The sequence below is a fragment of the Sphingomonas sp. STIS6.2 genome, assembly GCF_000732685.2.
Lineage (GTDB): Bacteria > Pseudomonadota > Alphaproteobacteria > Sphingomonadales > Sphingomonadaceae > Sphingomonas > Sphingomonas aerolata.
Genome location: NZ_JPDP02000038.1, coordinates 1 through 25,374, shown reverse-complemented (window position 1 = coordinate 25,374; position 25,374 = coordinate 1). Strand labels below are relative to the sequence as shown.

At 67.7% G+C, this 25,374-nt stretch carries 25 protein-coding genes; 12 read left to right on the top strand and 13 right to left on the bottom strand.

The window, feature by feature from the left end; genetic code table 11:
• Positions 1 to 19 precede the first annotated feature (19 nt).
• From sphst_RS05495 to sphst_RS05480, 4 genes are read left to right on the top strand one after another with little or no spacing between them, the layout of a single operon-like run.
• A complete protein-coding gene (locus tag sphst_RS05495) occupies positions 20 to 301 on the top strand; it encodes a DUF3572 domain-containing protein (RefSeq protein WP_031395281.1) in 282 nt (93 codons plus the stop codon).
• The gene (locus sphst_RS05490; RefSeq protein WP_056406780.1) at positions 298 to 924 is read left to right on the top strand and encodes a hypothetical protein; all 627 of its coding nucleotides are present in this window, start codon (positions 298 to 300) and stop codon (positions 922 to 924) included. The genes sphst_RS05495 and sphst_RS05490 overlap by 4 nt, the downstream gene beginning before the upstream one ends.
• 33 nt (positions 925 to 957) lie before the next feature.
• Complete coding sequence (locus sphst_RS05485; RefSeq protein ID WP_031396590.1) at positions 958 to 1,425, top strand: RidA family protein; 468 nt, start codon at positions 958 to 960, stop codon at positions 1,423 to 1,425.
• Positions 1,426 to 1,471: 46 nt separating this feature from the next.
• A complete protein-coding gene (locus sphst_RS05480) occupies positions 1,472 to 2,617 on the top strand; it encodes a GNAT family N-acetyltransferase (protein ID WP_031396589.1) in 1,146 nt (381 codons plus the stop codon).
• Here the strand turns inward: sphst_RS05480 and sphst_RS05475 are convergent.
• A complete protein-coding gene (locus sphst_RS05475; RefSeq protein ID WP_051916706.1) occupies positions 2,580 to 4,172 on the bottom strand; it encodes a hypothetical protein in 1,593 nt (530 codons plus the stop codon). The two genes, sphst_RS05480 and sphst_RS05475, sit on opposite strands and share 38 nt — an antisense overlap.
• A gap of 119 nt (positions 4,173 to 4,291) precedes the next feature.
• Positions 4,292 to 5,539 (bottom strand): argininosuccinate synthase, encoded by a 1,248-nt coding sequence (locus tag sphst_RS05470; protein ID WP_234387459.1) that lies wholly within the window; start codon positions 5,537 to 5,539, stop codon positions 4,292 to 4,294.
• A gap of 149 nt (positions 5,540 to 5,688) precedes the next feature.
• Here sphst_RS05470 and sphst_RS05465 point away from each other — a divergent pair, with 149 nt between their 5' ends.
• The gene (locus tag sphst_RS05465) at positions 5,689 to 6,078 is read left to right on the top strand and encodes an EF-hand domain-containing protein (protein ID WP_031396586.1); all 390 of its coding nucleotides are present in this window, start codon (positions 5,689 to 5,691) and stop codon (positions 6,076 to 6,078) included.
• A 157-nt stretch (positions 6,079 to 6,235) separates the two neighbouring features.
• Here the strand turns inward: sphst_RS05465 and sphst_RS05460 are convergent, their stop codons facing one another.
• Genes sphst_RS05460 through sphst_RS05450 form a run of 3 tightly spaced genes read right to left on the bottom strand, consistent with a single transcriptional unit; the run spans position 6,236 to position 9,047 of the window.
• A complete protein-coding gene (locus tag sphst_RS05460; protein ID WP_031396585.1) occupies positions 6,236 to 7,462 on the bottom strand; it encodes an SAM-dependent methyltransferase in 1,227 nt (408 codons plus the stop codon).
• Between the two features lie 50 nt (positions 7,463 to 7,512).
• Complete coding sequence (locus tag sphst_RS05455) at positions 7,513 to 8,274, bottom strand: molybdopterin-dependent oxidoreductase (RefSeq protein ID WP_031396584.1); 762 nt, start codon at positions 8,272 to 8,274, stop codon at positions 7,513 to 7,515.
• Entirely contained in the window at positions 8,271 to 9,047 is a 777-nt protein-coding gene (locus sphst_RS05450; RefSeq protein ID WP_031396583.1) for a cytochrome b/b6 domain-containing protein, read from the bottom strand. Before sphst_RS05450 ends, sphst_RS05455 begins: the two co-directional genes overlap by 4 nt.
• Before the next feature lie 51 nt (positions 9,048 to 9,098).
• Here sphst_RS05450 and sphst_RS05445 point away from each other — a divergent pair, with 51 nt between their 5' ends.
• Complete coding sequence (locus tag sphst_RS05445) at positions 9,099 to 9,716, top strand: flavin reductase family protein (protein WP_031396582.1); 618 nt, start codon at positions 9,099 to 9,101, stop codon at positions 9,714 to 9,716.
• A 70-nt stretch (positions 9,717 to 9,786) separates the two neighbouring features.
• On the opposite strand, the gene sphst_RS05440 is transcribed toward sphst_RS05445, so the two are convergent.
• From sphst_RS05440 to sphst_RS05425, 4 genes are all read right to left on the bottom strand, one after another.
• Entirely contained in the window at positions 9,787 to 10,545 is a 759-nt protein-coding gene (locus tag sphst_RS05440) for a sulfite exporter TauE/SafE family protein (protein WP_234387457.1), read from the bottom strand.
• The gene (rlmN, locus tag sphst_RS05435) at positions 10,538 to 11,728 is read right to left on the bottom strand and encodes a 23S rRNA (adenine(2503)-C(2))-methyltransferase RlmN (RefSeq protein ID WP_031394082.1); all 1,191 of its coding nucleotides are present in this window, start codon (positions 11,726 to 11,728) and stop codon (positions 10,538 to 10,540) included. Before rlmN ends, sphst_RS05440 begins: the two co-directional genes overlap by 8 nt.
• Positions 11,729 to 11,944: 216 nt before the next feature.
• The gene (locus sphst_RS05430) at positions 11,945 to 12,403 is read right to left on the bottom strand and encodes an invasion associated locus B family protein (protein WP_442800382.1); all 459 of its coding nucleotides are present in this window, start codon (positions 12,401 to 12,403) and stop codon (positions 11,945 to 11,947) included.
• A gap of 11 nt (positions 12,404 to 12,414) precedes the next feature.
• Positions 12,415 to 13,098, bottom strand: coding sequence for a histidine phosphatase family protein (locus sphst_RS05425; RefSeq protein WP_107045267.1), 684 nt, complete (start codon positions 13,096 to 13,098; stop codon positions 12,415 to 12,417).
• A 139-nt stretch (positions 13,099 to 13,237) separates the two neighbouring features.
• Between sphst_RS05425 and sphst_RS05420 the strand changes: the two genes are divergently transcribed.
• The 6 genes from sphst_RS05420 (at position 13,238) to gyrB (ending at position 21,023) form a co-directional block, all read left to right on the top strand.
• Complete coding sequence (locus tag sphst_RS05420; RefSeq protein ID WP_031395115.1) at positions 13,238 to 13,891, top strand: outer membrane protein; 654 nt, start codon at positions 13,238 to 13,240, stop codon at positions 13,889 to 13,891.
• A gap of 132 nt (positions 13,892 to 14,023) precedes the next feature.
• A complete protein-coding gene (gene dnaN, locus sphst_RS05415; RefSeq protein WP_031395114.1) occupies positions 14,024 to 15,142 on the top strand; it encodes a DNA polymerase III subunit beta in 1,119 nt (372 codons plus the stop codon).
• 110 nt (positions 15,143 to 15,252) lie between these two features.
• Entirely contained in the window at positions 15,253 to 16,041 is a 789-nt protein-coding gene (locus sphst_RS05410; RefSeq protein WP_107045266.1) for a Coq4 family protein, read from the top strand.
• A 45-nt stretch (positions 16,042 to 16,086) separates the two neighbouring features.
• Positions 16,087 to 17,211: a DNA replication/repair protein RecF gene (gene recF / locus sphst_RS05405; protein WP_107045265.1), complete on the top strand. Its 1,125-nt coding sequence runs from the start codon at positions 16,087 to 16,089 to the stop codon at positions 17,209 to 17,211.
• A gap of 99 nt (positions 17,212 to 17,310) precedes the next feature.
• The gene (locus tag sphst_RS05400; RefSeq protein ID WP_234387448.1) at positions 17,311 to 18,102 is read left to right on the top strand and encodes an OmpA family protein; all 792 of its coding nucleotides are present in this window, start codon (positions 17,311 to 17,313) and stop codon (positions 18,100 to 18,102) included.
• Positions 18,103 to 18,491: 389 nt separating this feature from the next.
• Positions 18,492 to 21,023: a DNA topoisomerase (ATP-hydrolyzing) subunit B gene (gene gyrB / locus sphst_RS05395; protein WP_031394810.1), complete on the top strand. Its 2,532-nt coding sequence runs from the start codon at positions 18,492 to 18,494 to the stop codon at positions 21,021 to 21,023.
• Positions 21,024 to 21,076: 53 nt separating this feature from the next.
• On the opposite strand, the gene sphst_RS05390 is transcribed toward gyrB, so the two are convergent.
• The 4 genes from sphst_RS05390 to sphst_RS05375 all read right to left on the bottom strand — a co-directional run.
• The gene (locus tag sphst_RS05390) at positions 21,077 to 22,138 is read right to left on the bottom strand and encodes a LuxR C-terminal-related transcriptional regulator (RefSeq protein ID WP_031394811.1); all 1,062 of its coding nucleotides are present in this window, start codon (positions 22,136 to 22,138) and stop codon (positions 21,077 to 21,079) included.
• Positions 22,139 to 22,252: 114 nt separating this feature from the next.
• Entirely contained in the window at positions 22,253 to 22,711 is a 459-nt protein-coding gene (locus sphst_RS05385; protein WP_159043531.1) for a Csu type fimbrial protein, read from the bottom strand.
• Entirely contained in the window at positions 22,699 to 25,002 is a 2,304-nt protein-coding gene (locus sphst_RS05380; protein ID WP_159043530.1) for a fimbria/pilus outer membrane usher protein, read from the bottom strand. Before sphst_RS05380 ends, sphst_RS05385 begins: the two co-directional genes overlap by 13 nt.
• Before the next feature lie 10 nt (positions 25,003 to 25,012).
• Positions 25,013 to 25,374, bottom strand: a 362-nt coding sequence (locus tag sphst_RS05375; RefSeq protein ID WP_199848921.1) for a hypothetical protein, incomplete at its 5' end; no start/stop codon positions are given.

Below are 25,374 nucleotides of genomic sequence, written 5' to 3'. Positions count from 1 at the left end.
AGAAGGATGACAATAGGCAATGCGCGGCGCCGTTACAAATGAAGACGCTGAGGCCCTGGCGCTGCAAGCCCTGGTATGGACGCTGAGCGAGCCGGACCGAGCGATGCGCCTGTTGTCGGTGACCGGACTCGACCCTGCCGACCTGCGCACGCGGGCAGGGGAGCCCGCCGTGCTCGCGGCGGTACTCGGTTTCCTCGAATCGCACGAACCCGATCTTGTCGCCTGCGCCGAAACGCTCGGCATCAGGCCCGAGGCGCTGGTCCGCGCGCGGATGACGCTCGATCCGGGGTTCGAGGCATGAAGCCGCTGCTGATCAGCGATTGCGACGAAGTGCTGCTCCACATGGTCAAGCATTTCGGCACCTGGCTCGACGAGGCGCATGATATCGATTTCGAGATTGGCCACGGCGATTTCGCCAACAGCATGACGCGCCGCGACGGCGGGCCCGCGCCCACGCGCGAGGACATGTGGGCACTGCTCGGCGGGTTCTTTCCTGCAGAGATGCACCGCCAGACTTTGGTGCCGCATGCCCGCGAGGCGCTCGCGACGCTCGCCGAGATCGCGGACATCGTGATCCTGACCAATTTGCAGGACGAATGTCGCCTGCCGCGGATCGAGCAGCTCGCCGCGTTCGACATCGCCCACCGTGTCGAGTGCAACCAGGGCGGCAAGGGCGACCCCGTCGCGCGGCTGGTCGCCGAATATGGCAACCCCGTCACGGTGTTCGTCGACGACCTTGCGGTGCATCACGAATCGGTCGCGCGGCATGCGCCGGGCGTCCACCGGCTGCACATGGTGTCCGAGCCGACGCTGGCGGGGGCGGTGCCCAGGGCGCCCGCCGCGCATGCCCGGATCGACGACTGGCGCGAGGCGCAGGCCTGGATCGCCGCGCGGTTCGCCGCCGGGGTGCCCGCGGACGCTTGACCCGCCCCCCGTGGCTGTGGTGAGATCGCGCACATGACCGATCGTATCGACCGCAAGCTCGAAGAGCTTGGCCTGACGCTGCCGCAGGCCGCCGCCCCCGTCGCATCCTATGTTCCCGCCGTCGAGGCGAACGGGCTGCTCCACATCTCCGGCCAGCTGCCGTTCAAGGATGGCCAGATCGTCACCGGCCGCCTCGGCGACGGCGTGTCGCTCGAGGACGGGCAGGACGCGGCGCAGCGCTGCGCGCTGATGCTGGTCGCGCAGATGAAGGCGGCGCTCGGCTCGCTCGGCCGCGTCGAGCGGATCGTGAAGCTCGGCGTGTTCGTCAATTCGCACGGCGACTTCACCGATCAGCCCAAGGTCGCGAACGGCGCATCCGACCTGATGGTCCAGCTGTTCGGCGAGGCCGGCAAGCATGCCCGCTCGGCCGTCGGCGTTCCCGTGCTGCCGCTGGGTGCCGCGGTCGAGATCGATGCGATCGTCCAGGTCTCGGCCGCTTGAGCCCAGACGCTTGAGCCTGACGCCTGCGCGCCTATTTTAGGAGCGCATGACAGCCATCACCGCCCGCATCGCCCAAGGCGTTACCTCGATCGCGGCGGAGGACTGGGACGCCTGCGCCGGCGACGCGAATCCGTTCGTCGGCCACGCCTTCCTCGCCGCGCTCGAGGCGTCCAGAAGCGTCGGTGGACGATCGGGGTGGCAGGCGCTGCCGGTGGTCGTCGATGGCGACGACGGCAGGCCGGCCGGCATCGCGCCCGCTTATGCCAAGAGCCACAGCCAGGGCGAATATGTCTTCGACCAGGGCTGGGCCGATGCGTGGGAGCGGGCAGGGGGGCAGTATTACCCCAAATTGCAGATTGCCGCGCCGTTCAGCCCGGTACCCGGCCCACGGCTGCTCCTGCGCGACCCGGCGGTCGCGCCCGCGCTGATCGCCGCGCTCGAGGCGGTGACCGATCAGAGCGGTCTGTCCTCCGCGCATGCGACCTTCATCGCTCCAGCCGAGGTCGCGCTGTTCGAGGCCGCCGGATGGCTGATCCGTCAGGGCACGCAGTTCCACTGGACCAATGACGGCTATGCGAGCTTCGACGATTTCCTCGCCGCGCTCGCCAGCCGCAAGCGCAAGGCGATCCGCAAGGAGCGCGCCGCCGCGGTCGAGGGACTGACGATCCGCCACCTGACGGGCGCGGAGATCACGCCCGCGCACTGGGACGCGTTCTGGGTCTTCTACCAGGACACGGGCAGCCGCAAATGGGGCCAGCCCTATCTGACGCGCGGCTTTTTCGATCGGATCGGTCAGACGATGGGCGACCGGGTGCTGCTGATCCTCGCCGAGCGTGACGGCGTGCCGATCGCGGGGGCGCTCAACCTGATCGGTGCGGACACGCTCTACGGCCGCTATTGGGGCGCGACCGAGGAGGTGCCGTTCCTCCATTTCGAGCTCTGCTATTATCAGGCGATCGATGCGGCGATCGCGCGCGGGCTGACGACGGTCGAGGCGGGCGCACAGGGCGAACACAAGCTTGCGCGCGGCTATGCGCCGGTCGCGACCTATTCGGCGCATTACATCCCGGATCCGGGCTTCCGCCGCGCGATCGCCGACTTTCTCGTCCGCGAACGCGAGGCGGTCGCCTCCGACCGCGAGTATCTCGGCGAGCTTACTCCGTTTCGGCGGGCGGAACCGCCGACCGGTTGACCTTGTACAGCACGCTGGTGCCGTCGCGGCGGATCGGGGTCAGGTCGCGGATCAGCGCGGGGTCGAACGCCGGCGGATGGATCAGCCATACATAATCGAACGCGTCGCGCGGGAAATGCTCCAGCGCCATCGCGATCGGCCGCCAGAACTGGCCACGACAGCGGATATCCGTAACGATCTCGGACGGATCATGCGCGAAGCCGCGCGCGATCGGATAGCGCGTCGTCATCAGCTGTCCGCCCGCCATCGACCACTGGTCGTTGGTGAAGGCCAGCCGCCGCTCGAGCAGCAGCGCCGGGACATGCTCGAGGCGCGAATAGGCCCAGTCGTCGCGACAGCGCCGCCCGACAAACGAGACCACGCGCGCCCGCTCGGGCACAGTGTCGATCGCGGCGATCGCCTGGTCGTAGCTGCGGTCATAGATCAGGAAGCTGATCGTGGTGCCCGCCAGCCGGACCGCGAAGAAGCTGAACCCCAGCACCGCCAGCGTCGCGGCACCGCGCAGCGAGAGGCGGTTGCGCGGGCGCAGCGCGATGATCGCGAACGCCAGCATGAACGGCGCGAGGCGCATGTCGGCATAGGCTGAGCCGAATACGATGCGCGGCAACAGGATATAGACGAGCGCGAGGAACAGCGCGGACAGCGCGAGATTGCGCGAATATTCGATCGTCTGGTCGCGCACGCCGCGGAACAGGATCACGAACAGCACGGTGACCGACGCGATGTCGAACGCCATCCAGCGATCGCGCAGGACCATCGTGATCCAGTTCATCTTCCAGCGCCAGTTGAACCAGTCCTGCGTCTTGCCGGTGACGTGGTCGCCCGACCGCCACAGCACCATCATCACCATCGGCAGCGCCAGCGGGATACAGCTGAGCCCGGCGCGGATGAACGCGCCGATCCAGCCCTTGATCGCGCCTTCGCCGCGCACCCCGGTCTTGCGGATGTCGTGCTGGCGGATCAGCTCGGCGGAGAAGGCGAGCACGCCCAGCACGCCCCAGCCGAAGGTATGGCACAGCCAGAGCAGGCAGGATCCGGGCACGAACAGGATCGTGCGCAGCCGCAGCCGCTCGAGCCGCCCGAGGCGGAGCCACAGCGCGAACATGTTGAGCGCGAGCGCCATCGCCAGTGCGAAGTTCACGAAGCCGAACTGGAACGGATAGCTATAGGCGAGCGGCAGCGCGAACAGCGCGGTCGCCGGGATCCGGCCATGCACCTCGCGCGCGATCCAGAGCAGTCCGGTGACGGTGAGCGCGGGGATCGCCATGACGATCAGCTTCACCGCGAGCTGCAACCCGAAGATCGGCGCGAGCGGCACGATCAACAGGTCGATGCCGAGATTGCCGATCAGCTGCCAGCGGAAATCATACCATTGGCTGAGCCAGGGATTGTCGCCGATCGCGAGCTGGACGCGGTAGCGCCCCATATGCCCGGGCAGATCGACCAGCGGCGGCACCTCCGGCCACAGCAGCGGGATGATCGATGCCAGCGCAACGCACGCGACGAACGTGCGCGTCTGCCACCAGTGAAGTTCCGTTGTTGTCCCCCGCGCCATCCCTCGACGCCTAGCGCCGCAGGGGGGCATTCGACAAGCGCCGACCGCGCCGCATTGCGACGGAATACACCGCCGGGGCTCCCGGCCCCCGAGTGTCGGGGGACGGGAGCCGGTATCGCTCACACCTGGTCGCGGCGGCCCAGCAGGCGCAGGCGCAGCGCGTTCAGCTTGATGAAGCCGGCCGCGTCGCGCTGGTCATAGGCGCCCTGATCGTCCTCGAACGTCACGACCTTTTCCGAATAGAGCGAGTTGGGCGACTTGCGGCCGACCACATACACGCCGCCCTTGTAGAGCTTCAGCCGGACGGTGCCCGACACCTTCTCCTGGCTGTGATCGATCGCTGCCTGGAGCATCTCGCGCTCGGGCGAGAACCAGAAGCCGTTGTACAGCAGCTCGGCATAGCGCGGCGCGAGCTCGTCCTTCAGATGCGCCGCGCCGCGATCGAGCGTCAGCTGCTCGATACCGCGGTGCGCGAGGTGATAGATGGTGCCGCCTGGCGTCTCGTACATGCCGCGGCTCTTCATGCCGACGAAGCGGTTCTCGACCAGGTCGAGACGGCCGATGCCGTGACGGCGGCCATAGTCGTTGAGCGTCGACAGCAACGTCGCCGGGCTCATCCCCTCGCCGTTGATCGCGACGCCGTCGCCACGCTCGAAATCGATCGTGATGTACTCGGGGACGTCGGGCGCGTCCTCGGGGTTCACCGTGCGCGAATAGACATAGTCGGGGACCTCGTCCCACGGATTCTCGAGCACCAGCCCCTCGGACGAGGTGTGGAGCATGTTCGCATCGGTCGAGAAGGGTGCCTCGCCGCGCTTGTCCTTGCTGACCGGGATCTGGTGCTGTTCGGCGAACTCGATCAGCCTGGTGCGGCTGGTCAGGTCCCATTCGCGCCACGGTGCGATCACCTTGATGTCGGGCGACAGCGCATAATAGCCGAGCTCGAAGCGGACCTGGTCGTTGCCCTTGCCGGTCGCGCCGTGGCTGACCGCGTCGGCGCCGACCATCCGGGCGATCTCGATCTGGCGCTTGGCGATCAGCGGGCGTGCGATCGACGTGCCGAGCAGGTACAGCCCCTCGTACAGCGCGTTCGACCGCATCATCGGGAACACGTAATCGCGCACGAATTCCTCGCGCAGATCGTCGACGAAGATGTGCTCGGGCTTGACGCCCATCATCTCGGCCTTCGCGCGTGCGGGCTCGAGCTCCTCGCCCTGGCCCAGATCCGCGGTGAAGGTGACGACTTCGCAGTTGTAGGTCTGCTGGAGCCATTTCAGGATCACGCTGGTGTCGAGGCCGCCCGAATAGGCGAGGACGACCCGATTGATGCCGGCGTCGCCGGCGGCGCGGTTGATCTGATCGGTCACGGGCAAGATCCTTTGGGCAATATCCAATGCCCGCGCCCCTATGCGCTGGACGTCCTGCATGCAACCGGAGCATGCAACCCGCCGCATTCATGGCGCGTACAACCAACCCGCGCTACGTGCGCCCCCAGATCATTTGGAGTGTCCCGACCGTGCTACGTCAAACGCTTACCCTGTTCGTCCTCGCCGGCCTCGCGACGCCCGCGCTGGCGCAGGAGACCCGCGCCTCCGTGTCCGCCAAGTTCAAGGCCGAGTTCGCCGCGCGCGATACCAACAAGGACGGCGTCCTGACGCGCGCCGAGGTCCAGGCGGGGATCAGCCAGATGAAGGTCGGGCCGGGGCGCCCGGATCCGGTCCACGCCAAGCGGCTCGCCGAGCTGTGGTTCAGCAGCGCGGACACCAACAAGGACGGCAAGGTCACGCAGCCCGAGGCCCAGGCGTTGCTCGCCGCGACCTTTGCGAAATATGACGCGAACAAGGACGGCAAGATCGGCGGCGACGAGCGATCGGCCGCGAAGTCGCAGATGCAGGGCAGCCGCTGAGGCCACGCCTATAGGGGGGCATCCATCTACGGAGTCCCCCCCGTAAAGTCGTCATCCCCGCGGAGGCGGGGATCCAGACCGGCTGGCTTTTCGGTTCCATCACCGGAGCCTGCCAGTCTGGATTCCCGCCTCCGCGGGAATGACGAACGGCGGGAAATCAGCCCGCGCGCAACGCCCGTTCACCCTCGATCATATAGTCGCGCGTCAGCGGCAGCGTAATCCGGCTCTTCGACAGCTGGATCTGGTAATTGACCATCCCCCCGGTCCGGAACGCCGCGGCGGCACCCGCAAGGTAGAAGGTCCACATCCGGTAGAAGCGCTCGTCATACAGCGCGACGATCGCATCCTTCGCCGCAACCGTCCGGTCGTACCAATGGTCGATCGTCAGCGCGTAATGCACGCGCAGCACCTCGATATCGGTCGGGAAGAACTTCAGCCCCTCATAGCCGCGGACGATCTCCGACAGTGCGGGGTTGTAGCCGCCGGGGAAGATGTACTTGGTCGTGAAGGTGTCGGTCACGCCGGGCCCGCCCATGCGGCCGATCGTGTGGAGCAGCATCACCCCGTCCGCGCTCAGCAGGTCGCGGCACTTGCGGAAGAACGTCTTGTACTGCGGCGGGCCGACATGCTCGAACATGCCGACCGACACGATCCGGTCGAACGTACCCGTCAGCGCGCGATAGTCGATCAGCTCGAATTTCACCTTGTCCGCGACGCCGGCCTCCTCGGCACGCCGCCGCGCGACCTTCAGCTGTTCCTCGCTCAGCGTGACGCCCAGGACCTCCGCCCCGGTCTTGGCGTGCAGGTACAGCGCCATGCCGCCCCAGCCGCAGCCGATGTCGAGCACGCGCATGCCGGGCTGGATCGCGAGCTTGGCGGCGATATGCGCCTTCTTGTCGTCCTGCGCCTGTTCCAGGCTGTTGCCGGCATCGGTGAAGTACGCGCACGAATATTGGCGATCGGCGTCGAGGAACAGGTCGTACAGCCGGTCGGACAGGTCGTAATGATGCGCGACGTTCTTCTTCGACCGGCGCGCCATATTCACCCGGTCGACGCGGTGGACAACCTTGTCGAGCAGCTTGATCGGCAGCGAGGGATTGAGCCCGCCGCCGCGCTCCCACGGGCTGTTGCCCTTGAGCAGGTTGACGAGGTCTCGAATGTCGCCGCGCTCGATCACCAGGCGGCCGTCCATGAACGCTTCCGCCGCGCCCAGCGCCGGGTGGCGGACGATCGCGCCCGCAACACCTGGGGCGGTGAGGCGGATCGTGACGGGGTTGTAGGCAGGGTCGGGCGTGCCGAACTGCTTGGTGGTACCGTCCGCGTGGATCAGCGTGAGTTCGCCGGTTTTTACCTGCCGGGCGAGAAAGCGATCGAATAGGGCCATGTCGTGTTAGCTAATGACTGGTACGGAAATGCGCCACCCCCCGGGCGGCGTCAGATTCCCGCATACCAATCATAATCCACGTTATCTTCCCAATAGCCGCCCTTGCCCTTGCCGATCCCGGCCAGGCTGGCGACGGCGTCTATCGCCATGATATATTTGGCATGTTTGTAGCCAAGCTGGCGTTCGACGCGCAGCCGGACGGGGGCGCCGTGCGCGACGTCGAGAATCTGGTCATTCAACGCCCAGGCGAGGATCGTCTGTGGGTGGAATGCGTCGATCAGGTCGATCGACTCGTAATAGGGCGTGCCCCGGTACAGGTCGGCGCAGGTGAAGACGATGTAGCGCGCGGTGTCGCGGATTCCCGCAGCCTGCAACAGCGTGGCAAGCTTCGGGCCCTGCCACTTGGCGATCGCCGACCAGCCCTCGACACAGTCGTGCCGCGTGATCTGCGCGCGCGCGGGCATCTGGCGGAGCTGCGGCAGCGAGAGCGACAGCGGCCGGTCGACCAGCCCGCCGACGCGCAACCGATAGTCCGCGAAGTTGTTCACCAGCAGCTCGGTATAGGCCGGGGTGCCGGGGTTGCGCGTGCCGTTCGACCGGAAGATCGGCGACATCTGCGCCGCACTGAACTCGGGGACGAGTGCGTTGCGGTTGGTCAGCGCGCGTTGCAGCCCGCGGTTCATCTCTTCGCCCATGAACAGGATCTTGCGCGCCTCGGGATGCTGGATGATCTTGTCGCACCCGGTGAGCAGCGCACCGGCGCCGACCGCCGCGCCCGCGACCAGCGAGCGGCGGGTGATGATGGTGCTCATGCGGCGTCCTCCCCGGTATGCGCGGGGACGTGCCCCGGAACGGTAAAGCGTCCGGTGATCATCGATCGCACCTCGTTCCACGCGCCCGCCAGGATCACGAGCGCGAGGTGGGCGATGATGAACAGCACGAGCGCGACCATCGCGATGAAGTGGATCGACCGCGCCGACTGCCGCCCGCCGAAAATGTCGAGCAGCCACGGCCAGGCGGCATCCATCGCCGGCGACATCGCCAGCCCGGTGAGGATCATCACCGGCAGCAGGATGAAGATCGTCGCGACATAGGACAGCTTCTGCAGGATGTTGTACGCGGCGGGCCGCTTCGGATCGTGGAAGCGCAGCGCCAGATGCTCGCGCACGTCATGCGCCACCTCGCGCGGCGCAAGCTCGCCCGCCCGGACGCGAAGGTCGCGCTGGAAATGCCGGTTGAACAGGCTGACGATCATGAAGCCGAGCAGCGCGAACGACAGGACCAGTGCGAAGAACAGGTGCCAGCGGCGCGAGATGGCGAGGTTGTAGCTCGCCGGGATCGTCAGCAGGTTGATCAGCGTCACCACCCAGCCCGGCCATTGGTCGAGCGTCGTCCACGCCTGATCGAAGTTCGCGCCATAGCGGCCCCAGTAGAATCGCGGATGCGCCTTCAAGATGCCGATCCCGCTGCCGATCATGATGAACATCGCCACCGCGGTGATCCAGTGCCACAACCGCGTCGCGATCCGGTGGCGTTTGATGACGGTGACAGGGGCAGTGGCGATAGGGCGGGCGGGATCGTTCATGCTTGGCCTTCGCTTTAGGCGACAAGCTCCGACCATAGCAGGGATACGCGTATGACCGAATGGCATTCTTACGAACCGGCGAGCGGCCATCGCCTGCCGCATGATCCGCTCAACGCGATCGTCGCGCCGCGCCCGATCGGCTGGGTGAGCACGCTGTCCGCGGACGGCGTGCCCAATCTCGCGCCCTACAGCTTCTTCAACCTGTTCAACTACACCCCGCCGCTGATCGGCTTTTCGTCGATGGGGTGGAAGGACAGCGTCGCCAACATCGCCGCGACCGGCGAATTCGTCTGGAACCTCGTCAGCCGCGACCTGGGCGAGGCGATGAACGCGACCGCTGCCAATGTCGCGGCGGACGTCGACGAATTCGCGCTTGCGGGGCTCGAGACGCTGGCGTCGCTGCACGTGAAGCCGCCGCGCGTCGCGGCGAGCCGTGCGCAGTTCGAATGCAAGGTGACGCAGATCGTCCGGCTGGAAACCAAGGAGAGGCGCGAACTCGACCAGTGGCTGGTGCTCGGCGAGGCGGTCGCGATCCATATCGACCCGGCGATGCTCGACGACGGCGTGTACCAGACCGCGCGCGGCGAACCGATCCTGCGCGGCGGCGGCCCGGCGGATTACTTCGCGATCACCGAGGAGTCGCTGTTCAAGATGCGTCGGCCGGGTTGACCTGAGGAGGTTGGTTCACCCGCGAAGGCGGTGCCCAGACTGGTTCCCCGCCTTCGCGGGGAAACAATTCTCAGCCATACGCCCGCCAGAAGAACACGATCGTCGTCGCGATCGTTACCAGCAGCGTCCACACCCGGATGACCTTGGCGGGCAGCACCAGCCCGAGCTTCGCGCCGAAATGCCCGCCGACGATCCCGCCGAGCAGCATCGGTATGCACAGCGCCCAATAGACCATGCCGGTGGCGATGAAGACGAACGTCGCCGCCAGATTGGCGACCGCGAGCATCAGCGTGCGCGGTGCGGCAAGCATGGCGGGCGTTGCGCCCGACAACAGCCCCCAGGCGGCGGTCAGCATCAGCCCGACACCGCCGCCGAAATAGCCGCCATAGACGCCCAGCATCGCCTGCACCGCGACCAGCGATTTCGGCCCGATCTCGACGCGCGACCGCAGCCAGAGCGACGCCTGCGTGCCGAACGCGATCGCCAGCGTCGCGAACAGCAGCAGCCACGGCACGATCAGGTCGAACGCGCGCGCCGAGGTCGCGACGAGCAACAGGCTGCCGACGAGCCCGCCGACGAACGTGATCCCCGCCATCGTCCGCATGCCGACGCCCGACACCGGCTCCAGCCCGTGCCGGTAGGTCCATGCGCTAGCCATCGCGCCTGGCTGGAGCGAGACGTTGCTCGTCGCGTTGGCGAAGGTCGACGGCACGCCCAGCCCGATCAGCGCGGGCATCGTCGCAAAACTGCCGCCACCCGCCAGCGCGTTCATCGCGCCGCCCAGGAATCCCGCACCCGCCGCCAGTGCCACCACACCCAAATCAGGCAAGCGCGGCTTCGCGATCGAGCTGTGCGCGGCTCTTCTTCTCCGACGCGGTCTTCAGCTGCCCGCACGCCGCATCGATGTCGCGACCGCGCGGGGTGCGCACCGGCGCGGAAATGCCCGCGCCGAACACGATGCTCGAAAACGACTTGATCCGCTCGGGCGTCGAGCACTCATAGACGGCGCCCGGCCACGGGTTGAACGGGATCAGGTTCACCTTGGCGGGCAGCTCATATTTGCGCAGCAGCCGGACGAGTTCGTGCGCATCGGCGTCCGAATCGTTCTTGTCCTTCAACATCACGTACTCGAACGTGATCCGCCGCGCATTGTTCGTGCCGGGATAATCCGCGCACGCCTGTAGCAGTTCCTCGATCCCGTATTTCCGGTTGAGCGGCACGATCTCGTCGCGCACCTCCTTGGTCACCGCGTGCAGCGACACCGCGAGGTTCACGCCGATCTCCGCCCCCGCGCGCGCCATCATCGGCACCACGCCGCTGGTCGACAGCGTGATCCGCCGGCGGCTGAGTGCGAGCCCCGCACCGTCCATCACCAGCTTCAGCGCATCGCGGACATTCTCGAAATTATACAGCGGCTCGCCCATCCCCATCATCACGATGTTGGTGAGCATCCGCCCCTCGGGCTGGCTCGGCCATTCGCCGAGCGAATCGCGCGCGAGCATCACCTGGCCGACGATCTCGGCGGGGGTCAGGTTGCGGACCAGCCGCATCGTGCCGGTGTGGCAGAAGGTGCAGTTCAGCGTGCAGCCGACCTGGCTCGACACGCAGAGCGTGCCGCGATCCGCGTCGGGGATGAACACCATCTCGTAATCCTGCGCGTCGTCCGATCGCAGCAGCCACTTGCGCGTGCCGTCGGTCGACACCTGTGCCTCGACCACGTTGGGCCGGCTGATCACGAAGCGCTGCTCGAGCCACGGGTGCATCGTCTTCGAGATGTCGGTCATCGCCGAAAACTCGGTCGCGCCGCGATTGTAGATCCAGTGCCACAGCTGTTTCGCGCGCAGCTTGGCCTGTTTCTCCTCGAGCTGCGACGTCTCCAGCGCCATCCGCAGATCGGCGAGCGACAGCCCGAGCAGGTCGATACGCCCGTCGCTGCGCGGCACGAAGCTGCGGGGAACGGGCACGGGATCGATGTGCCCGGGGATGGGCATGAGGTTCGCGGCGGTCTGCATGGGGCGGCCCTTAGCGGAAATTTGCCGATTTTTCTACAGGCTGCGTGGAGCGAAGCGTTGCCGCCATGATCACCACGCATAGCCCCACACAATAACACCTCCCCGGCGAAGGCCGGGGCCCAGTTGGGGGGCGGAGGTAAGGACGGTTAGCCCGTCGTTACGACCACCTTTCCACCTGGCCCCCGGCCTTTGCCGGGGAGGTAGAGAGAAGGGAGGCTACCCCCCGCGACACGCCAGCACCGCGGCATCGATCGCCGTCGCCGCGCCCGACAGCGCATAGACATCCGCGAACGGCCGCCCGCCGACGCCGACCGCCTCGACGCTCATGCTCCGCCCCGATCGCAGCGCGGCGACGATCGCGCGGTCGCTGGGGGCGTCGCTCGCCCATGCGTCCAGCCCGTTCGCGACCAGCGCGAACCGGCGTTCGCCGACCGTCAGCGTCACCCCGGCGGAGCGATCGCGCTCGCGGCTCAGGCGGATGTACAGCGAGGCGCGCAGGCCGCGCTTCGGCCAGGTCGCGATGGTCGCGAAACCCGTCGTGCGCCCGCCCGCCATCACCGGCCGCGCGATCGCGTAGCAGCGCGGCGGCGCCGCGTCGCGGAACGCGCCCCATCCCCGGTAGATGCCGATCGTGTCGCGCGCCGTCGCCGGTGTCGCGACCGCGAAGGCCAGCAGCACCGCCAGCTTCACGCGGGGGCGAAGCCGGTGCCGCGGTGCGGGACGGTCGCGCGGCCCTGCTCGACCAATGTCACCGACCCTTGCGGCAATCCGGGTGCAACCGCGGCGCCGAGCACCGGGTCGACCGGCGCACCCGTCATCGCGCCCAGCATCACCCGGCTCGAAATCCCGTGCATGATCACGAGCCGGTCGCCCGGATCCTGCGCGGTGTCCGTCAGCCAGCCGCCGACCCGTGCCGCGATCTGCGGATAGGTCTCTCCGTCGGGCGCGGGTTTCAGCGTGCCGCCGGGCATCATCACCGGCCCGACCTCGTCGACGACATCGGCGTAATAGCGGCCGCCCCACGACCCCATGTCGATCTCGACCAGCCGCGGGTCGGTGCGCGCATCGTGCCAGTCGAGCTCGAGATGCTCGCAGATCACCGCCAGCGTCTGCAGCGCACGCCCGGTCGGCGACGCCCACAGCGTCAGCACAGGCCTGGCCCCGAGCAGGTCCCGCAACGCACGGCCGAGCTCGTCGGCCTGCGCGAATCCGGCGCGCGTCAGCGGCGTGTGGGCGGCATTGCCCTGCAACCGGTGCGCGGCGTTGAACACGGTTTCGCCATGCCGTGCGACGAAATCCCGGCCAAGCCTGACGGGCGGTTTGCCGGTTGGACCGAGGTCCGCTGCACGTTGCCGAGGGATTGGAATCATGGCCCGCATTTCAACCCCCTGTTGCGCAAAAGCAACGGATTTCCGTGTTTATCTGGGGTTCATGCAACGCCTGTCGGATTGGTCCATTGGAGCCATCCACCCCGCGTTCGGGGGTGACGAAGATCAATGGAGTATCCCAATGCGTAAGCTTATCGCCGCATCGCTGTTCGCGACCACCGCCATTGCCGCCCCCGCGCTGGCACAGACCAACCCGACCTTCACCGGCCCGCGCGTCGAGGCCACGCTCGGCTACGACCACACCGGCGCCGGCAGCAGCGTGTCCAACAACAACGGGCGCGACGACCAGAAGATCGACGGCCTGCTGTACGGCGGCGGCATTGGCTACGACATCGCGACCTCGAGCAACATCGTGCTCGGCGCCGAGGCCGAACTGACCGGTTCGACCGCGAAGAGCGACCGCAACGACTATACCAGCGACTTCGGCTTCGGTCGCGTCAAGCAGGGCCGCGACATCTATGTCGGTGGCCGCGTCGGCTATGTCGTCGCGCCGACGACCATGATCTACGCGAAGGGCGGCTACACCAACGCCAAGCTGAACGTGCTCGCGGGCGACACCAACCAGACCACCGACACCGACTTCAACCTCGACGGCTGGCGGATCGGCGCGGGCGCCGAGCATGCGGTCGGCCCGAACAGCTATGCCAAGCTCGAATATCGCTATTCGAACTATGAGCGCAGCAACATCGACTATGCGACCGGCGGCACCAGCGGCCGATTCGACGTCGACACCGATCGTCATCAGGTCGTCGCCAGCTATGGCTTCCGCTTCTGATTGCGGTTTAACGCGACGTTTACCGTGATCAAAGAAGGGTCGGGGCGCTTGCTCCGACCCTTTATTGTTGGGTAAGCCATCTGCGGATTGCCCCCAGCCCCGAATCCGGCTGTGGAGGCCGGGGGAATTTTGATGAAGGCGACGATCGAACGCGCAACGCTCCTCAAGGGGCTGAGCCATGTCCAGTCCGTGGTGGAACGGCGCAACACCATCCCCATCCTGTCGAACGTGCTGATCGAGGCGACGGCCGAAGGCACGCTGAAGCTGATGGCGACCGATCTGGATCTGCAGATCAACGAATCGATTGCAGCCGCGGTCGACCAGCCCGGCGCGACCACCGTGTCCGCGCACACGCTGTTCGACATCGCGCGCAAACTGCCCGAGGGCAGCCAGGTCCAGCTCGCCGCCTCGGAAGGCCGGATGAGCATCATCGCGGGCCGCGCACGCTTCTCGCTCGGCACGCTGCCGCGCGACGACTTCCCGGTGATCGCGGAAGGCGAACTGCCCACCCAGTTCGAACTGCCCGCCGAGACCTTGAAGCAGATCATCGACAAGACGCGCTTCGCGATCTCGACCGAAGAGACGCGCTATTATCTCAACGGCATCTTCCTCCACGTCGCGGACGGCGACAGCGCGAACCCGGTGCTGAAGGCCGCCGCGACCGACGGCCACCGCCTCGCGCGCGTCACGCTGCCGCGGCCCGAGGGCGCCGAATCGATGCCCGACGTGATCGTGCCGCGCAAATGCATCGCCGAGCTCCGGAAACTGCTCGACGAGGTCGACGGCTCTGTCGGCGTGTCGCTGTCGCCCACCAAGATCCGCTTCGACCTCGGCCAGGCGATCCTGACCTCGAAGCTGATCGACGGCACCTTCCCCGATTACAGCCGCGTGATCCCGACCGGCAACGACAAGATCCTCAAGATCGACCCCAAGAGCTTCATGGAAGGCGTCGACCGCGTGTCGACGATCGCCACCGAGAAGACCCGCGCCGTCAAGATGGCGCTCGACCGCGACAAGATCACGCTGTCGGTGACCTCGCCCGAAAACGGCACCGCCGCCGAGGAAGTTCCCGGCGATTATGTCGCGCTCCCGTTCGAGATCGGCTTCAACAGCCGCTATCTGATGGACATCCTCGCGCAGATCGATGGCGACATGGTCGAGGTCCACCTCGCCGACGCCGCCGCCCCGACGCTGATCCGCGAAAACGACAAGTCGCCCGCGCTCTACGTGCTGATGCCGATGCGCGTCTGACCGTCGCACGCTGGCGATCGCGTGAAAGGCCATCCTGCGGGGTGGCCTTTTTCGTTTGAAGGCTCGATCGGATCTGATACTGACATTGCTGTTAGTAAGGAGTCGACTCGATGGCGAAGCTTCCTCCCTTTCCTGGTACGACCGGTCGTCGCGACTGGCGGACCGCGATGGATGCGATCCGGAAGCTCCTCGCCAATGGCGACGACACGACTCAGGTGTTCCGGATCATGCGCGCGCTGAACGTCGGCAATGCGCCGATGAACTATGCGCGGCTGATCGCGACCGAGCGGGGCGGGCGGATCGCCTATGAGCAGGTCGAGCTGGCGCGGCGCTTCTCCGATCCGGTGTTCGTCGCGAGCTTTGCGCCCGGCACGGTCGGCGCGGCCTATCGCCATTTCCTCGAGACCACGGGTTATTCGGCGGACGGGCTCGTCGAGGTGTCGCGGCTGGTGCCGAGCGAGGACGATCTGGCGCATCCCTATGCGTGGTTCGGCCGGCGGGTGCGCGACACGCATGACATCTGGCACGTGCTGACCGGCTACAAGGCGGACGAGAGTCTCGGTGAGGCGGCGCTCGTCGCGTTCAGCTATGCGCAGGTCGGCGGGCTCGGCTGGGCGCTGATCGGGTCGGCGGCGGCGCTCAAGAGCCTCCGCGTCACCGGCAACGCCTTGTTCGCAAAGGCGGTCTGGGAGGGCTATCGCAACGGCCGCAAGGCAGAATGGATTTCGGGCGAGGATTATCTGACCCTGCTGCACGAGCCGCTCGATGCGGCACGCGCGCGGCTCGGGATCGCGACGCCGGTCGCCTATCTGCACGCGCAGCGCGAACTCGGCCCCGCGCTCGCCTCCTATCTGAGCGCGCAGAAGGCGGGCGCCGTTCCCGAGCGGATCGCCGCCTGACGCAAAGGCTGACAGCACGCCGGGATTGCCGCTAAGGCCGGTGCGATGCTGTCGCGCCTCGTCCTTACCGATTTCCGCAATCATGCCGACCTGACGCTCCAGCCGGGGGCGGGGTTCGTGGTGCTGACCGGTGCGAACGGCGCGGGCAAGACCAATATCCTCGAGGCGGTCTCGCTGTTCGCCCCCGGCCGGGGGCTGCGCCGGGCGGCGCTCGGCGAGATGGCGCGGCAGGGCGGTGCGGGCGGTTTCGGCGTCGCGGCGACGCTCTGCCCCTCCGCGCGAGGTGAGACGTCCGTAGCTGGGGACGAACGCGACCAGCATGCTGACGCCGGTAGCCACATCGGCGATGTCGATATCGCGACCGGCGCGCTGACATCGGCGCCCGAGCGCCGCATCGTCCGCGTCCAGGGTGCGACCACCACCGCCAATACGCTCGCCGAATGGCTGACGGTGCTGTGGCTCACCCCCGCGATGGACCGGCTGTTCGTCGCCCCCGCGGGCGAACGCCGCGGCTTTCTCGACCGGCTGACGCTCGCGCTTGCACCCGGGCACGCGCATCATGCCGCGCGCTACGAGGCGGCGATGCGCGCGCGCAACCGGCTGCTTGGCGACGAAGGCCGTCCCGATGGCGACTGGCTGTCCGCGCTCGAGGCGCAGATGGCCGACCATGGCGACGCGCTCGATGCCGCGCGCCGCGAAACGGTCGATCTGCTCGGCGCGCGGCTGGCGGGCGAGACGGACGGCGCATTTCCGCGGGCGGGCCTCGCGCTCGACGGCTGGGCCGGCGATGCCGCGCCGCTCGCGGTTGCGCTCGCCCAGGGTCGCGCGCGCGATGCCGCCGCCGGGCGGACCCTGGTCGGGCCGCACCGTGTCGACCTGATCGTCACGCACCACGACAAGGCGCGCGCCGCGTCGCTCGCCTCGACCGGCGAGCAGAAGGCGCTGCTGCTCGGCATCGTCCTTGCGCATGCCGAACTGGTCGCCGAGCGGACCGGCCAGCCGCCGGTCCTGCTGCTCGACGAGGTCGCGGCACATCTCGATCCGGCGCGGCGTGCGGCGCTGTTCGATCGGCTGGCGGGACGCGGGCAGGTGTGGATGACCGGCACCGAGGATGCGCTGTTCGATGCGATCGACGCGCAGGCGACGCGGATCGCGGTCGGGCCCGGCTGAACGCGCGCTGTCAATGCGCGTCACGGCGCGTTCAAGCGGGCGCGGGCAAATCCCGGTTCATCGCGCCCCGGTCCATAGCGGGGGCGACGGAGAGACATGATGAAGACGACTATCGCACGCGCCGCATTCGGACTGGTCATGATCGCGGCAACCACCGCACCGGCATTCGCGCAGGCGCGCTATGACATGAGCAACCCGCCCTGGTCGCGCCCCGGTTACAGGCTGGCGGGCGCGGGCGTGCCGATCCTGTTTCCCGAACTCCGCAATACCGCGCGGGGCCGTGCGTTCGTGATGCCCAATTTCGACGCGAACGGCGATGGCCGGATCAACCGGCAGGAGGCCGGTGACGCCAACCGCGAATTCGCCCGCATCGCCGGGCCGCGTCGCGACCGGTTCGACTGGGCCGCCTATGGCCGCGACCCGGGAGGCTATCGCGGCGACCGCGGCGGCGGCACCACTGTAGTCGAGACCACCACGACCTGGGACCGCGGCGCGATGCGCAACTACGGCTTCCGCCAGACGCCACGCGGCGCGACGCTGACCCTGCAGGAGGACGTGCTGTTCCGCACCGACAGCGCGGTGCTGCGCCCCGGCGCGATCGAGAAGCTGCGCCCGCTATCGCGCTATCTGCGCGGCAATCCGGGCGTCCGCGTCGCGATCGACGGATTCACCGATTCGCGCGGGTCCGATGCGCACAACCAGGACCTGTCCGAGCGCCGCGCGGCGAGCGTCCGCCAGGCGTTCGACGACATGGACGTCGTCCGCGCGCGCTTCAGCGTCGTCGGCCATGGCGAGCGCCAGCCGGTCGCGACCAACGCGACCGCCGCCGGCATGCGCCTCAACCGCCGCGTCGAAGTCACCCTGCTCGGCCAACGCGCCGACCGCTTCTGACGGTGAACTCCCTCTCCCCCCGGGGGAGAGGGAAGGGGCCCGCGGCCCTTGCCGTGGGAAGGGTGAGGGCAAGTGAGGCTCGGGAGCGCGCGCCAAAGCCCCTCACCCTTCCGTCGCCTGCGGCGCCTCCCTCCCTCTCCCCCGAGGGGAGAGGGGCAGGCCTGCCTCCACCACCCCGGCGAAGGCCGGGGCCCAGGTGGGGGACGTCATCTGACGGAAGGCGTCGCTGCGTTACGACGACCTTTCCAACTGGGCCCCGGCCTCCGCCGGGGAGGCGGCGTGTTTGGAGCAAGGCCAGAGCCGACCGCTGTCCTACGCCTCACGACCCGACCCCCGCGCCACAGGCCATTTCGCTTCCGTTTCGGGCGTGCGATGCCTATATGCTGGGCATGGCATCCAACCCTGAATCCAACAATCCCAACCTGCCCAACCAGGGCGACTATGGCGCAGACTCGATCAAGGTCCTCAAGGGCCTCGACGCGGTCCGCAAGCGCCCCGGCATGTATATCGGCGACACCGACGACGGGTCGGGCCTCCACCACATGGTGTTCGAGGTCAGCGACAACGCGATCGACGAGGCGCTGGCCGGGCATTGCGACCGGATCGACATCGTCCTGAACGCCGACGGTTCGGTCAGCGTCACCGACAATGGCCGCGGCATCCCCACCGGCATCCACACCGAGGAAGGCGTGTCCGCAGCCGAGGTCATCATGACCCAGCTCCACGCTGGCGGTAAGTTCGAGAACACCAGCGACGAGAACGCCTACAAGGTCTCGGGCGGCCTGCACGGCGTCGGCGTCTCGGTCGTCAACGCACTCAGCGAATGGCTCGACCTGACGATCTGGCGCGACGGCAAGGAGCATTACATGCGCTTCGCGTTCGGCGACGCGGTGCTCCCGCTCAAGATCGTCGGCGACGCGGCCGAGGGCCAGAAGGGGACGCGAGTCACATTCTTCCCGTCGCCCGCGACCTTCAAGATCACCGATTTCGACTTCGACAAGCTCGAGCACCGCTACCGCGAACTCGCCTTCCTCAATTCGGGCGTGCGCCTGTTCCTGACCGACGCGCGGCACGAGGAACTGAAGACCGTCGAGCTCTATTACGAAGGCGGGATTGCCGCGTTCGTGAAGTATCTCGATCGCGCCAAGCTGCCGTTGATGCCCGAGCCGGTCGCGATTTCGGGCACGCGCGACGACGTCACGATGGACGTCGCGCTTCAGTGGAACGACTCTTATTACGAGAACGTCCTCGCCTTCACGAACAACATCCCGCAGCGCGACGGCGGCACGCACATGGCCGCGTTCCGCGCCGCGCTGACCCGCACGCTTAACAATTATGCCGAGAAGTCGGGCCTGTTGAAGAAGGAAAAGGTCCAGCTCACTGGCGAGGACATGCGCGAGGGTCTGACCGCGATCGTCTCGGTCAAGCTGCCCGACCCGAAGTTCAGCAGCCAGACCAAGGACAAGCTCGTCTCGTCCGAAGTCCGCCAGCCCTTGGAAAGCCTGATGGCCGACAAGATGGCCGAATGGCTCGAGGAGAACCCCGCGCACGGCAAGGCGATCGTCGCCAAGATCATCGACGCCGCCGCCGCCCGCGAAGCTGCCAAGCGCGCGCGCGAACTGACTCGCCGCAAGGGCGTGATGGACATCGCCTCGCTGCCCGGCAAGCTCGCCGACTGCCAGGAGCGCGATCCCGCCAAGTCTGAGTTGTTCCTCGTCGAGGGTGACTCGGCCGGCGGTTCGGCAAAGCAGGGCCGCGATCGCCATTTCCAGGCGATCCTCCCCCTGCGCGGCAAGATCCTGAACACCGAGCGCGCGCGCGAGGACCGCATGTTGTCGAGCCGCGAGATCGGCACGCTCATCACCGCGATGGGCACCGGCATCCGCGACGATTTCAACGCGGACAAGCTGCGCTACCACAAGATCGTCATCATGACCGACGCAGACGTCGATGGCGCGCACATCCGCACGCTGCTGCTGACGCTGTTCTACCGTCACATGCCCAAGATCATCGAGGGCGGCTATCTCTACATCGCGCAGCCGCCGCTCTACAAGGCGACCAAGGGCCGCTCCGAGATGTACCTGAAGGACGATGCCGCGCTCGACGAATATCTGGTCGATGCAGGCGTCGGGTCGATGGTCCTCGAAGGGCCCGGTGGCGCCCGCTCGGGTCGCGACCTGAAGGATCTGGTCGATCATGCGCGCCGCATGCGCACGCTGATGCGCTACGTCCCCAAGCGCTATGACGCGGGCATGATCGAGGCGCTGGCGCTGGGCGGCGTGTTCGATCCCGAGGCGTCGGTCGCGGACCGCACGTCGCGGCTCGAGATCGTCACGCGTCGCCTCGAACTCGACGACGGCGATGCGCGCTGGACCGCCGAGCTGACGCAGGATGGCGGCATCCATTTCCAGCGCGCGTGGCGCGGGGTGACTGATCACCACATCATCGAGGCGAGCTTCCTCGTCTCGGCCGAGGCGCGCAAGCTGCACGCCCTGTCGGCCGAGCAGTCGGACAGCTATGCGCGCACCTCGAACCTCGTCCCCGCGAGCAAGGCGGCGCATGCCGACGAGCCCGAGGTGGAAGACGCCGCAGAGACCGGTGCCGGCGTGATCGGGTCCGCCACCGCGGTCGCGACGCGCGGCTCGACGCAGGTGTCGCGCCCGAGCCATCTGCTCGACGCGATCCTCGCCGCCGGCCGCAAGGGCCTTGCGATCCAGCGCTACAAGGGGCTGGGCGAGATGAACGCGGAACAGCTGTGGGAAACCACGCTCGATCCGTCGGTCCGCTCGATGCTGCGCGTCACCGCGGTCAATGCCGAGAGCGCGAACGAGATATTCACGCAGCTGATGGGCGAAGTCGTTGAGCCACGCCGCGAGTTCATCCAGGACAACGCGCTCAACGTCGCCAATCTCGACGTCTAGGGCGCGTTTCGCTTCCCCGGACCGACGCGCAGGGATCGTTCGATCCGTGTGCGTCAGTCCGGTTCGGCCCTGCGTGGCGCGTCGGTCTTGCGGATGATCGCGCCGAAATGCGTCTGGCCGTCCTCGCGCCACATCGACAGCGACAGGGTGACGGCCAGTTTCGACCCGCCGCGGTGCGTCGCCTCGAGGGTGGCGGTCGTCCCGACCAGATGCGCAGCCCCGCGGGCCGCGAGCTGCTGCAGGCTCAGGGGATTACCCCGTTCTCGCGGGTCGATGATGGCGATCGTCTGACCCAGCGCCTGGTTGGTGCTGAAACCGAACAGCGTCTCGCACGCCGCGTTCCAGACGATGATCCGGCCGTCATGATCCGCACATAGAATGCCATCGGGAGAGGTCGCGGCGAAATTGTCGAAGCGGGACCGGCCCGGGTCGGGCAGCTGCGGCACGTGGTTCGCCAGCGGCGACCCCTCACGCAGGCTGCGCGCGAGTTCGGGGGTGTCGAGCCAGCGTTCGCGGGGGGCAAGCCCGCCATCGACCGCGACATAGACCATCTCCGCCACGCTGCTGACGTTCAGCTTGCGCAGCGCCTGCGCGCGATGCCCCTCGACCGTACGCGGGCTGATCGCCATCGCCTGCGCGATCGCCTTGTTCGTCTGGCCGACGATCATCGCGCGCACGACATTGCGCCCGCGCTCGGTCAGCAGGTCGAGACGCGCGCGCGCCGCGCCGCGCTGCAGCGTCCAGTTCACCAGCGTCGCGACCCGTTCGAACGCGCGGTCCAGCGCGGCCGCCAGCGTTTCGGGCTCGAGCGGCATGTCGAGCACTTCGGTCGCGCCCAGTTTCATCGCCTCGACGGTGACCGTCGCATCGGTCCGCGCCGTGATCGCGATCGCCGGCCAGCGGATGTCGCGTTGTGCCAGCGCGGAGAGCAGCCCCAGGCCGTGCGCCGGCGGCGTTCGCAGTTCGATCAGGATCGGCGCGGGCTTGAGCGTCGGCAATTGCTCGAGGAACAGGTCGGCATGGGCAAAGGGCCAGACCGTGATGCCCGACGGCTTCAGACAGGCCTGCAGATGCCGCCGCGTGCCGCTGTCGTCGTCGATGACGTATAGGATCATGGCTGCTCCGGTCGGTGGCGGTGCCAGGGGCCAAAGAATGGTGCCGCGGCCGGGACGATGAAATTCGGCGTTACACGGTAAAGTCCAAGAGTTCGAGGGGGCTGTCGCGGGCGTTCAATAGGTGATGCTGACCCAGAGGATGTCGCTGTAGGATCCCGGCTTCAGCTGCGTCTGGCGGGCCGGTGCGCGGGCATAGACGGGAATCGCGGTGCTGGTGGCGACCGCGGTGCTGCTGACGGTGCTGCTGCCATTGGTGCCGTCGCCCCAGACCCGTGAGTGCGCAGGATCGATATAGAGATTGTAGAGCAGCGCCTGGGCGCCGCCGGTCATGGTCCGCGCGCCATAATCGCCATTGCCCGGGCCGATCGCGATGACGACGCTGGTTTCGACGTCGCAGCTGATCGCGATGCTGGTGACGGCATCCTGTGGCGCCGATGCGAACGGATCATAGCGGCCCAGACTCAGTTGCTGCGGACTGACGCTGCAACTGGCAGCCGCTGCCGGCGCCGCGGTCGCGAGTAGTGCGAAGACAAACGCGGCGGTGATCGCGCTGCGACCGATCATGAGGTGCATGTGAAGGTTCCGAGATCGGGTTGGGTCTGTCCGGCGGGGACGAAGTCGAAGGCGAAAGCGCATCCGCCGCCGGCAAAGGTGGCAGACACGCGATTGCGCGTGGCCAGCCCGGTCAGATAGGCGTCGCCGCCGGGCGCCAGCAGAAAGGCTTCGCCCGCGCCGTTCAGGTGGAGCACGGTGCCGGCGGGAAGCGGGTTGCCGTCCGCACCGACCACCCGGAGCCGCGCATCGCTTGCGGCGCGTGCGCCGAACCGTACCGCGACGCCGCTGCGATCATAGGGCCGCACCGTGCGCGCGGTCTCGTCGATGATCGCGTCGAGCGGCAGATCCTCGGCCTCGATCCGGATATGATTGTCCTGAAACGGCAGCAGTCGCGGGATGACCAGCACGCCCGCCGCGTTCGTCCGGCCGACCAGCTGGTTGTCCGAATAGACGCGGACATTGGCGTAGGGGCCGACGCGCACGGTCCCGAAGCTCTGCTCGATCCGACGCGCGGCGAATACCGCGCCATCGACCGTCGCGACCGATCCGACCAGCTGCAGCCGCCCGCCCGACGCACCGTTCAGCCGGGTCACCTGCGCATCGATCCGGCCGATGCCGCTCTGGGCATTGACCTCTGCATCAAGCCGCTCGATCGCCCCGGTTTCCGCCTGCAGCCGGTATCCGACGCCGTCGCCATAAGGGAGGTTGCGTTGCAGCGTCGTCGTTGCGCCAAGTTCGCCGTCGCGCTGCTGCACGCCGGCGGTAGCACTGGTCCGCTGGCCGAACGGGACGGTGAGGCGGAACTGCACCGTCGTGTCGCGCGCGCCGGCAAAGCTCCGGCTCGCATTGAGGCTGAGCGCGCCGATCCGGCGGAGCCGCATCGACGCATTGGCATTGCCCGACAGGATATCCCCGCGCTGGTCGCGGCTGCGGCGCCACAGGAGAGAAGCTGTGACCGATCCATAGGGCGTGGGCGTGCCGATAAAGCCGGTCACCGTGCTGCGCGCGCGCCGATAGGCGGTCGAATCGCCGACCGTCGCATAGTCCGCGGTGGTGATCTCGCCATTGCCGCCCAGCGACAGGCCGCGCGTCTGGCGTTCGAACCCGATCCCGAACAGGCCGCCGCCGCCCCGGTCCGAATGGCTGCCCGCGGCCGAGAGCGAGAAGATCCCGACCGCGGGCCACAAGGCGCTGACCTGCATGCTGGTCGCCTGCATCTTGCGGGTGGTTTCGCCATGCGCCTCGACCGTCAGCCGCTCGGTCACGCCGTAGCGATGCGTCGCCGACAGGATCGGCGTGCCATAGTCGAAGCTCGCCCGCGTGAAATTGTGGCGCAACACGCCGATCTCGTACGAGAAATCATGCAGCCCCCGGCGCAGGATCTGCGGCGCGGCATAATAGGATTGCGTCACCCGCGTCTCGCGACCCAGCGCGTCACGCACCACCAGCTGGATATCGCCGCTGCCATTGACCACCGGGACGTCGGTCAGCGCGAACGGTCCGGACGCGACCGTCTGGCGGTTCTGGAGGATGTTGTTGACATAGAGGTCGACGACCGAGGGGACGGCCGCGCTGCCGTTCAGCGTCGGCAGCGCCATCGTCAGATAGCCCGGCTGCGTCGCGAAATTGGTCGCGAGCTGAAGGCCCGCGAACCGCAGCGCGCCGGTTCCGGTGCTGCCGCGCGTCACGCCGTCGCCGATCCGCAGCGATCGCAGCCGCGCCGGGTCGTCGATCGTCCAGTTGGTATCCAGCCTGACGAGGCTGCGCCGTCCGTCGCCACTATTCCCCGTGCCGGCGATGAAGCCCGTCCCCATCGTCCCCGCGCCGCTGAACGCGCCCAGCTCGAACAGACCGTCGAGCGAGGACGCGCCTGACGCGGTCTGTGCGGACAGGTCGTAATTGAGGAAGCCGCCGATCCCGCTGCGCGTCATCGGCCCGTCGGTCCGGCCCGACAGCAGCGCGCTCGACGGCATGAACAATGCAGCCGGCGCGGTGATCGACAACGTCTGCGTCGCATCGTCGAGGCCGGCGACGAGTCCTTCCGCCGTGTCGAGCCGAAGATAGGTCTCGCCCTCGAATAGCCGCGTGTCGTCCTCTTTCAGCACCAGCCGCCAGGCGAGCGCCGCGTCTCCGGTGACGTACAGCGCATCCGCATCGTACAGCACCCAGACCGGATCGGGCTGATCGATGCCGTTGATCCGGATCGCGAGCAACGCCAGACGCAGGTCCGCCGGCGCCGCAGCCTGCCCCGCCGCCGGGATGGGCGCGGGGTCGGCAGCGATGCTGGGCGAACCCGCGGCCAGAAGCACGATTGCCAGACTAGCGCGCGGCCAGATTCGCCGTGACTTCGTGCTCGCCATCGGCGGTGCGGATCGCAAGCGTCAGCGGCGTCCCGGTCGTGAGTTCGGGGTGCTTGCCGATCTCCCATTGGCGCATGCTCTGCGGCAGGACGACGCCCATCGCGTTGCTCAGCACGGTCGATGTGCCGCCCGTCCCCGTCCCCGTCCGATGTGCGATGCCGGTGACCTGCGCGATGGCGCCGCCGGTGTTGCGCGCTTCGAGGACGATATCGCCGGCCGGACGCCGCCAAGCAGTCCAGGCGACGTCAGCCTTGGCGGCCGGATCGGCGACGATATAGAGCGGCAGGGTCAGCTTGACCGCGATACGCACGCCGTTCGCCG

Excerpts from the sequence above, each read along its gene's own strand:
- sphst_RS05495 (WP_031395281.1), top strand. The coding sequence starts at position 20 with ATGCGCGGCGCCGTTACAAATGAAGACGCTGAGGCCCTGGCGCTGCAA.
- sphst_RS05490 (WP_056406780.1), top strand. The coding sequence starts at position 298 with ATGAAGCCGCTGCTGATCAGCGATTGCGACGAAGTGCTGCTCCACATG.
- sphst_RS05485 (WP_031396590.1), top strand. The coding sequence starts at position 958 with ATGACCGATCGTATCGACCGCAAGCTCGAAGAGCTTGGCCTGACGCTG.
- sphst_RS05480 (WP_031396589.1), top strand. The coding sequence starts at position 1,472 with ATGACAGCCATCACCGCCCGCATCGCCCAAGGCGTTACCTCGATCGCG.
- sphst_RS05475 (WP_051916706.1), bottom strand. The coding sequence starts at position 4,172 with ATGGCGCGGGGGACAACAACGGAACTTCACTGGTGGCAGACGCGCACG.
- sphst_RS05460 (WP_031396585.1), bottom strand. The coding sequence starts at position 7,462 with ATGGCCCTATTCGATCGCTTTCTCGCCCGGCAGGTAAAAACCGGCGAA.
- sphst_RS05455 (WP_031396584.1), bottom strand. The coding sequence starts at position 8,274 with ATGAGCACCATCATCACCCGCCGCTCGCTGGTCGCGGGCGCGGCGGTC.
- sphst_RS05450 (WP_031396583.1), bottom strand. The coding sequence starts at position 9,047 with ATGAACGATCCCGCCCGCCCTATCGCCACTGCCCCTGTCACCGTCATC.
- sphst_RS05445 (WP_031396582.1), top strand. The coding sequence starts at position 9,099 with ATGACCGAATGGCATTCTTACGAACCGGCGAGCGGCCATCGCCTGCCG.
- rlmN (WP_031394082.1), bottom strand. The coding sequence starts at position 11,728 with ATGCAGACCGCCGCGAACCTCATGCCCATCCCCGGGCACATCGATCCC.
- sphst_RS05425 (WP_107045267.1), bottom strand. The coding sequence starts at position 13,098 with ATGATTCCAATCCCTCGGCAACGTGCAGCGGACCTCGGTCCAACCGGC.
- sphst_RS05420 (WP_031395115.1), top strand. The coding sequence starts at position 13,238 with ATGCGTAAGCTTATCGCCGCATCGCTGTTCGCGACCACCGCCATTGCC.
- dnaN (WP_031395114.1), top strand. The coding sequence starts at position 14,024 with ATGAAGGCGACGATCGAACGCGCAACGCTCCTCAAGGGGCTGAGCCAT.
- sphst_RS05410 (WP_107045266.1), top strand. The coding sequence starts at position 15,253 with ATGGCGAAGCTTCCTCCCTTTCCTGGTACGACCGGTCGTCGCGACTGG.
- recF (WP_107045265.1), top strand. The coding sequence starts at position 16,087 with ATGCTGTCGCGCCTCGTCCTTACCGATTTCCGCAATCATGCCGACCTG.
- sphst_RS05400 (WP_234387448.1), top strand. The coding sequence starts at position 17,311 with ATGAAGACGACTATCGCACGCGCCGCATTCGGACTGGTCATGATCGCG.
- gyrB (WP_031394810.1), top strand. The coding sequence starts at position 18,492 with ATGGCATCCAACCCTGAATCCAACAATCCCAACCTGCCCAACCAGGGC.
- sphst_RS05390 (WP_031394811.1), bottom strand. The coding sequence starts at position 22,138 with ATGATCCTATACGTCATCGACGACGACAGCGGCACGCGGCGGCATCTG.
- sphst_RS05385 (WP_159043531.1), bottom strand. The coding sequence starts at position 22,711 with ATGCACCTCATGATCGGTCGCAGCGCGATCACCGCCGCGTTTGTCTTC.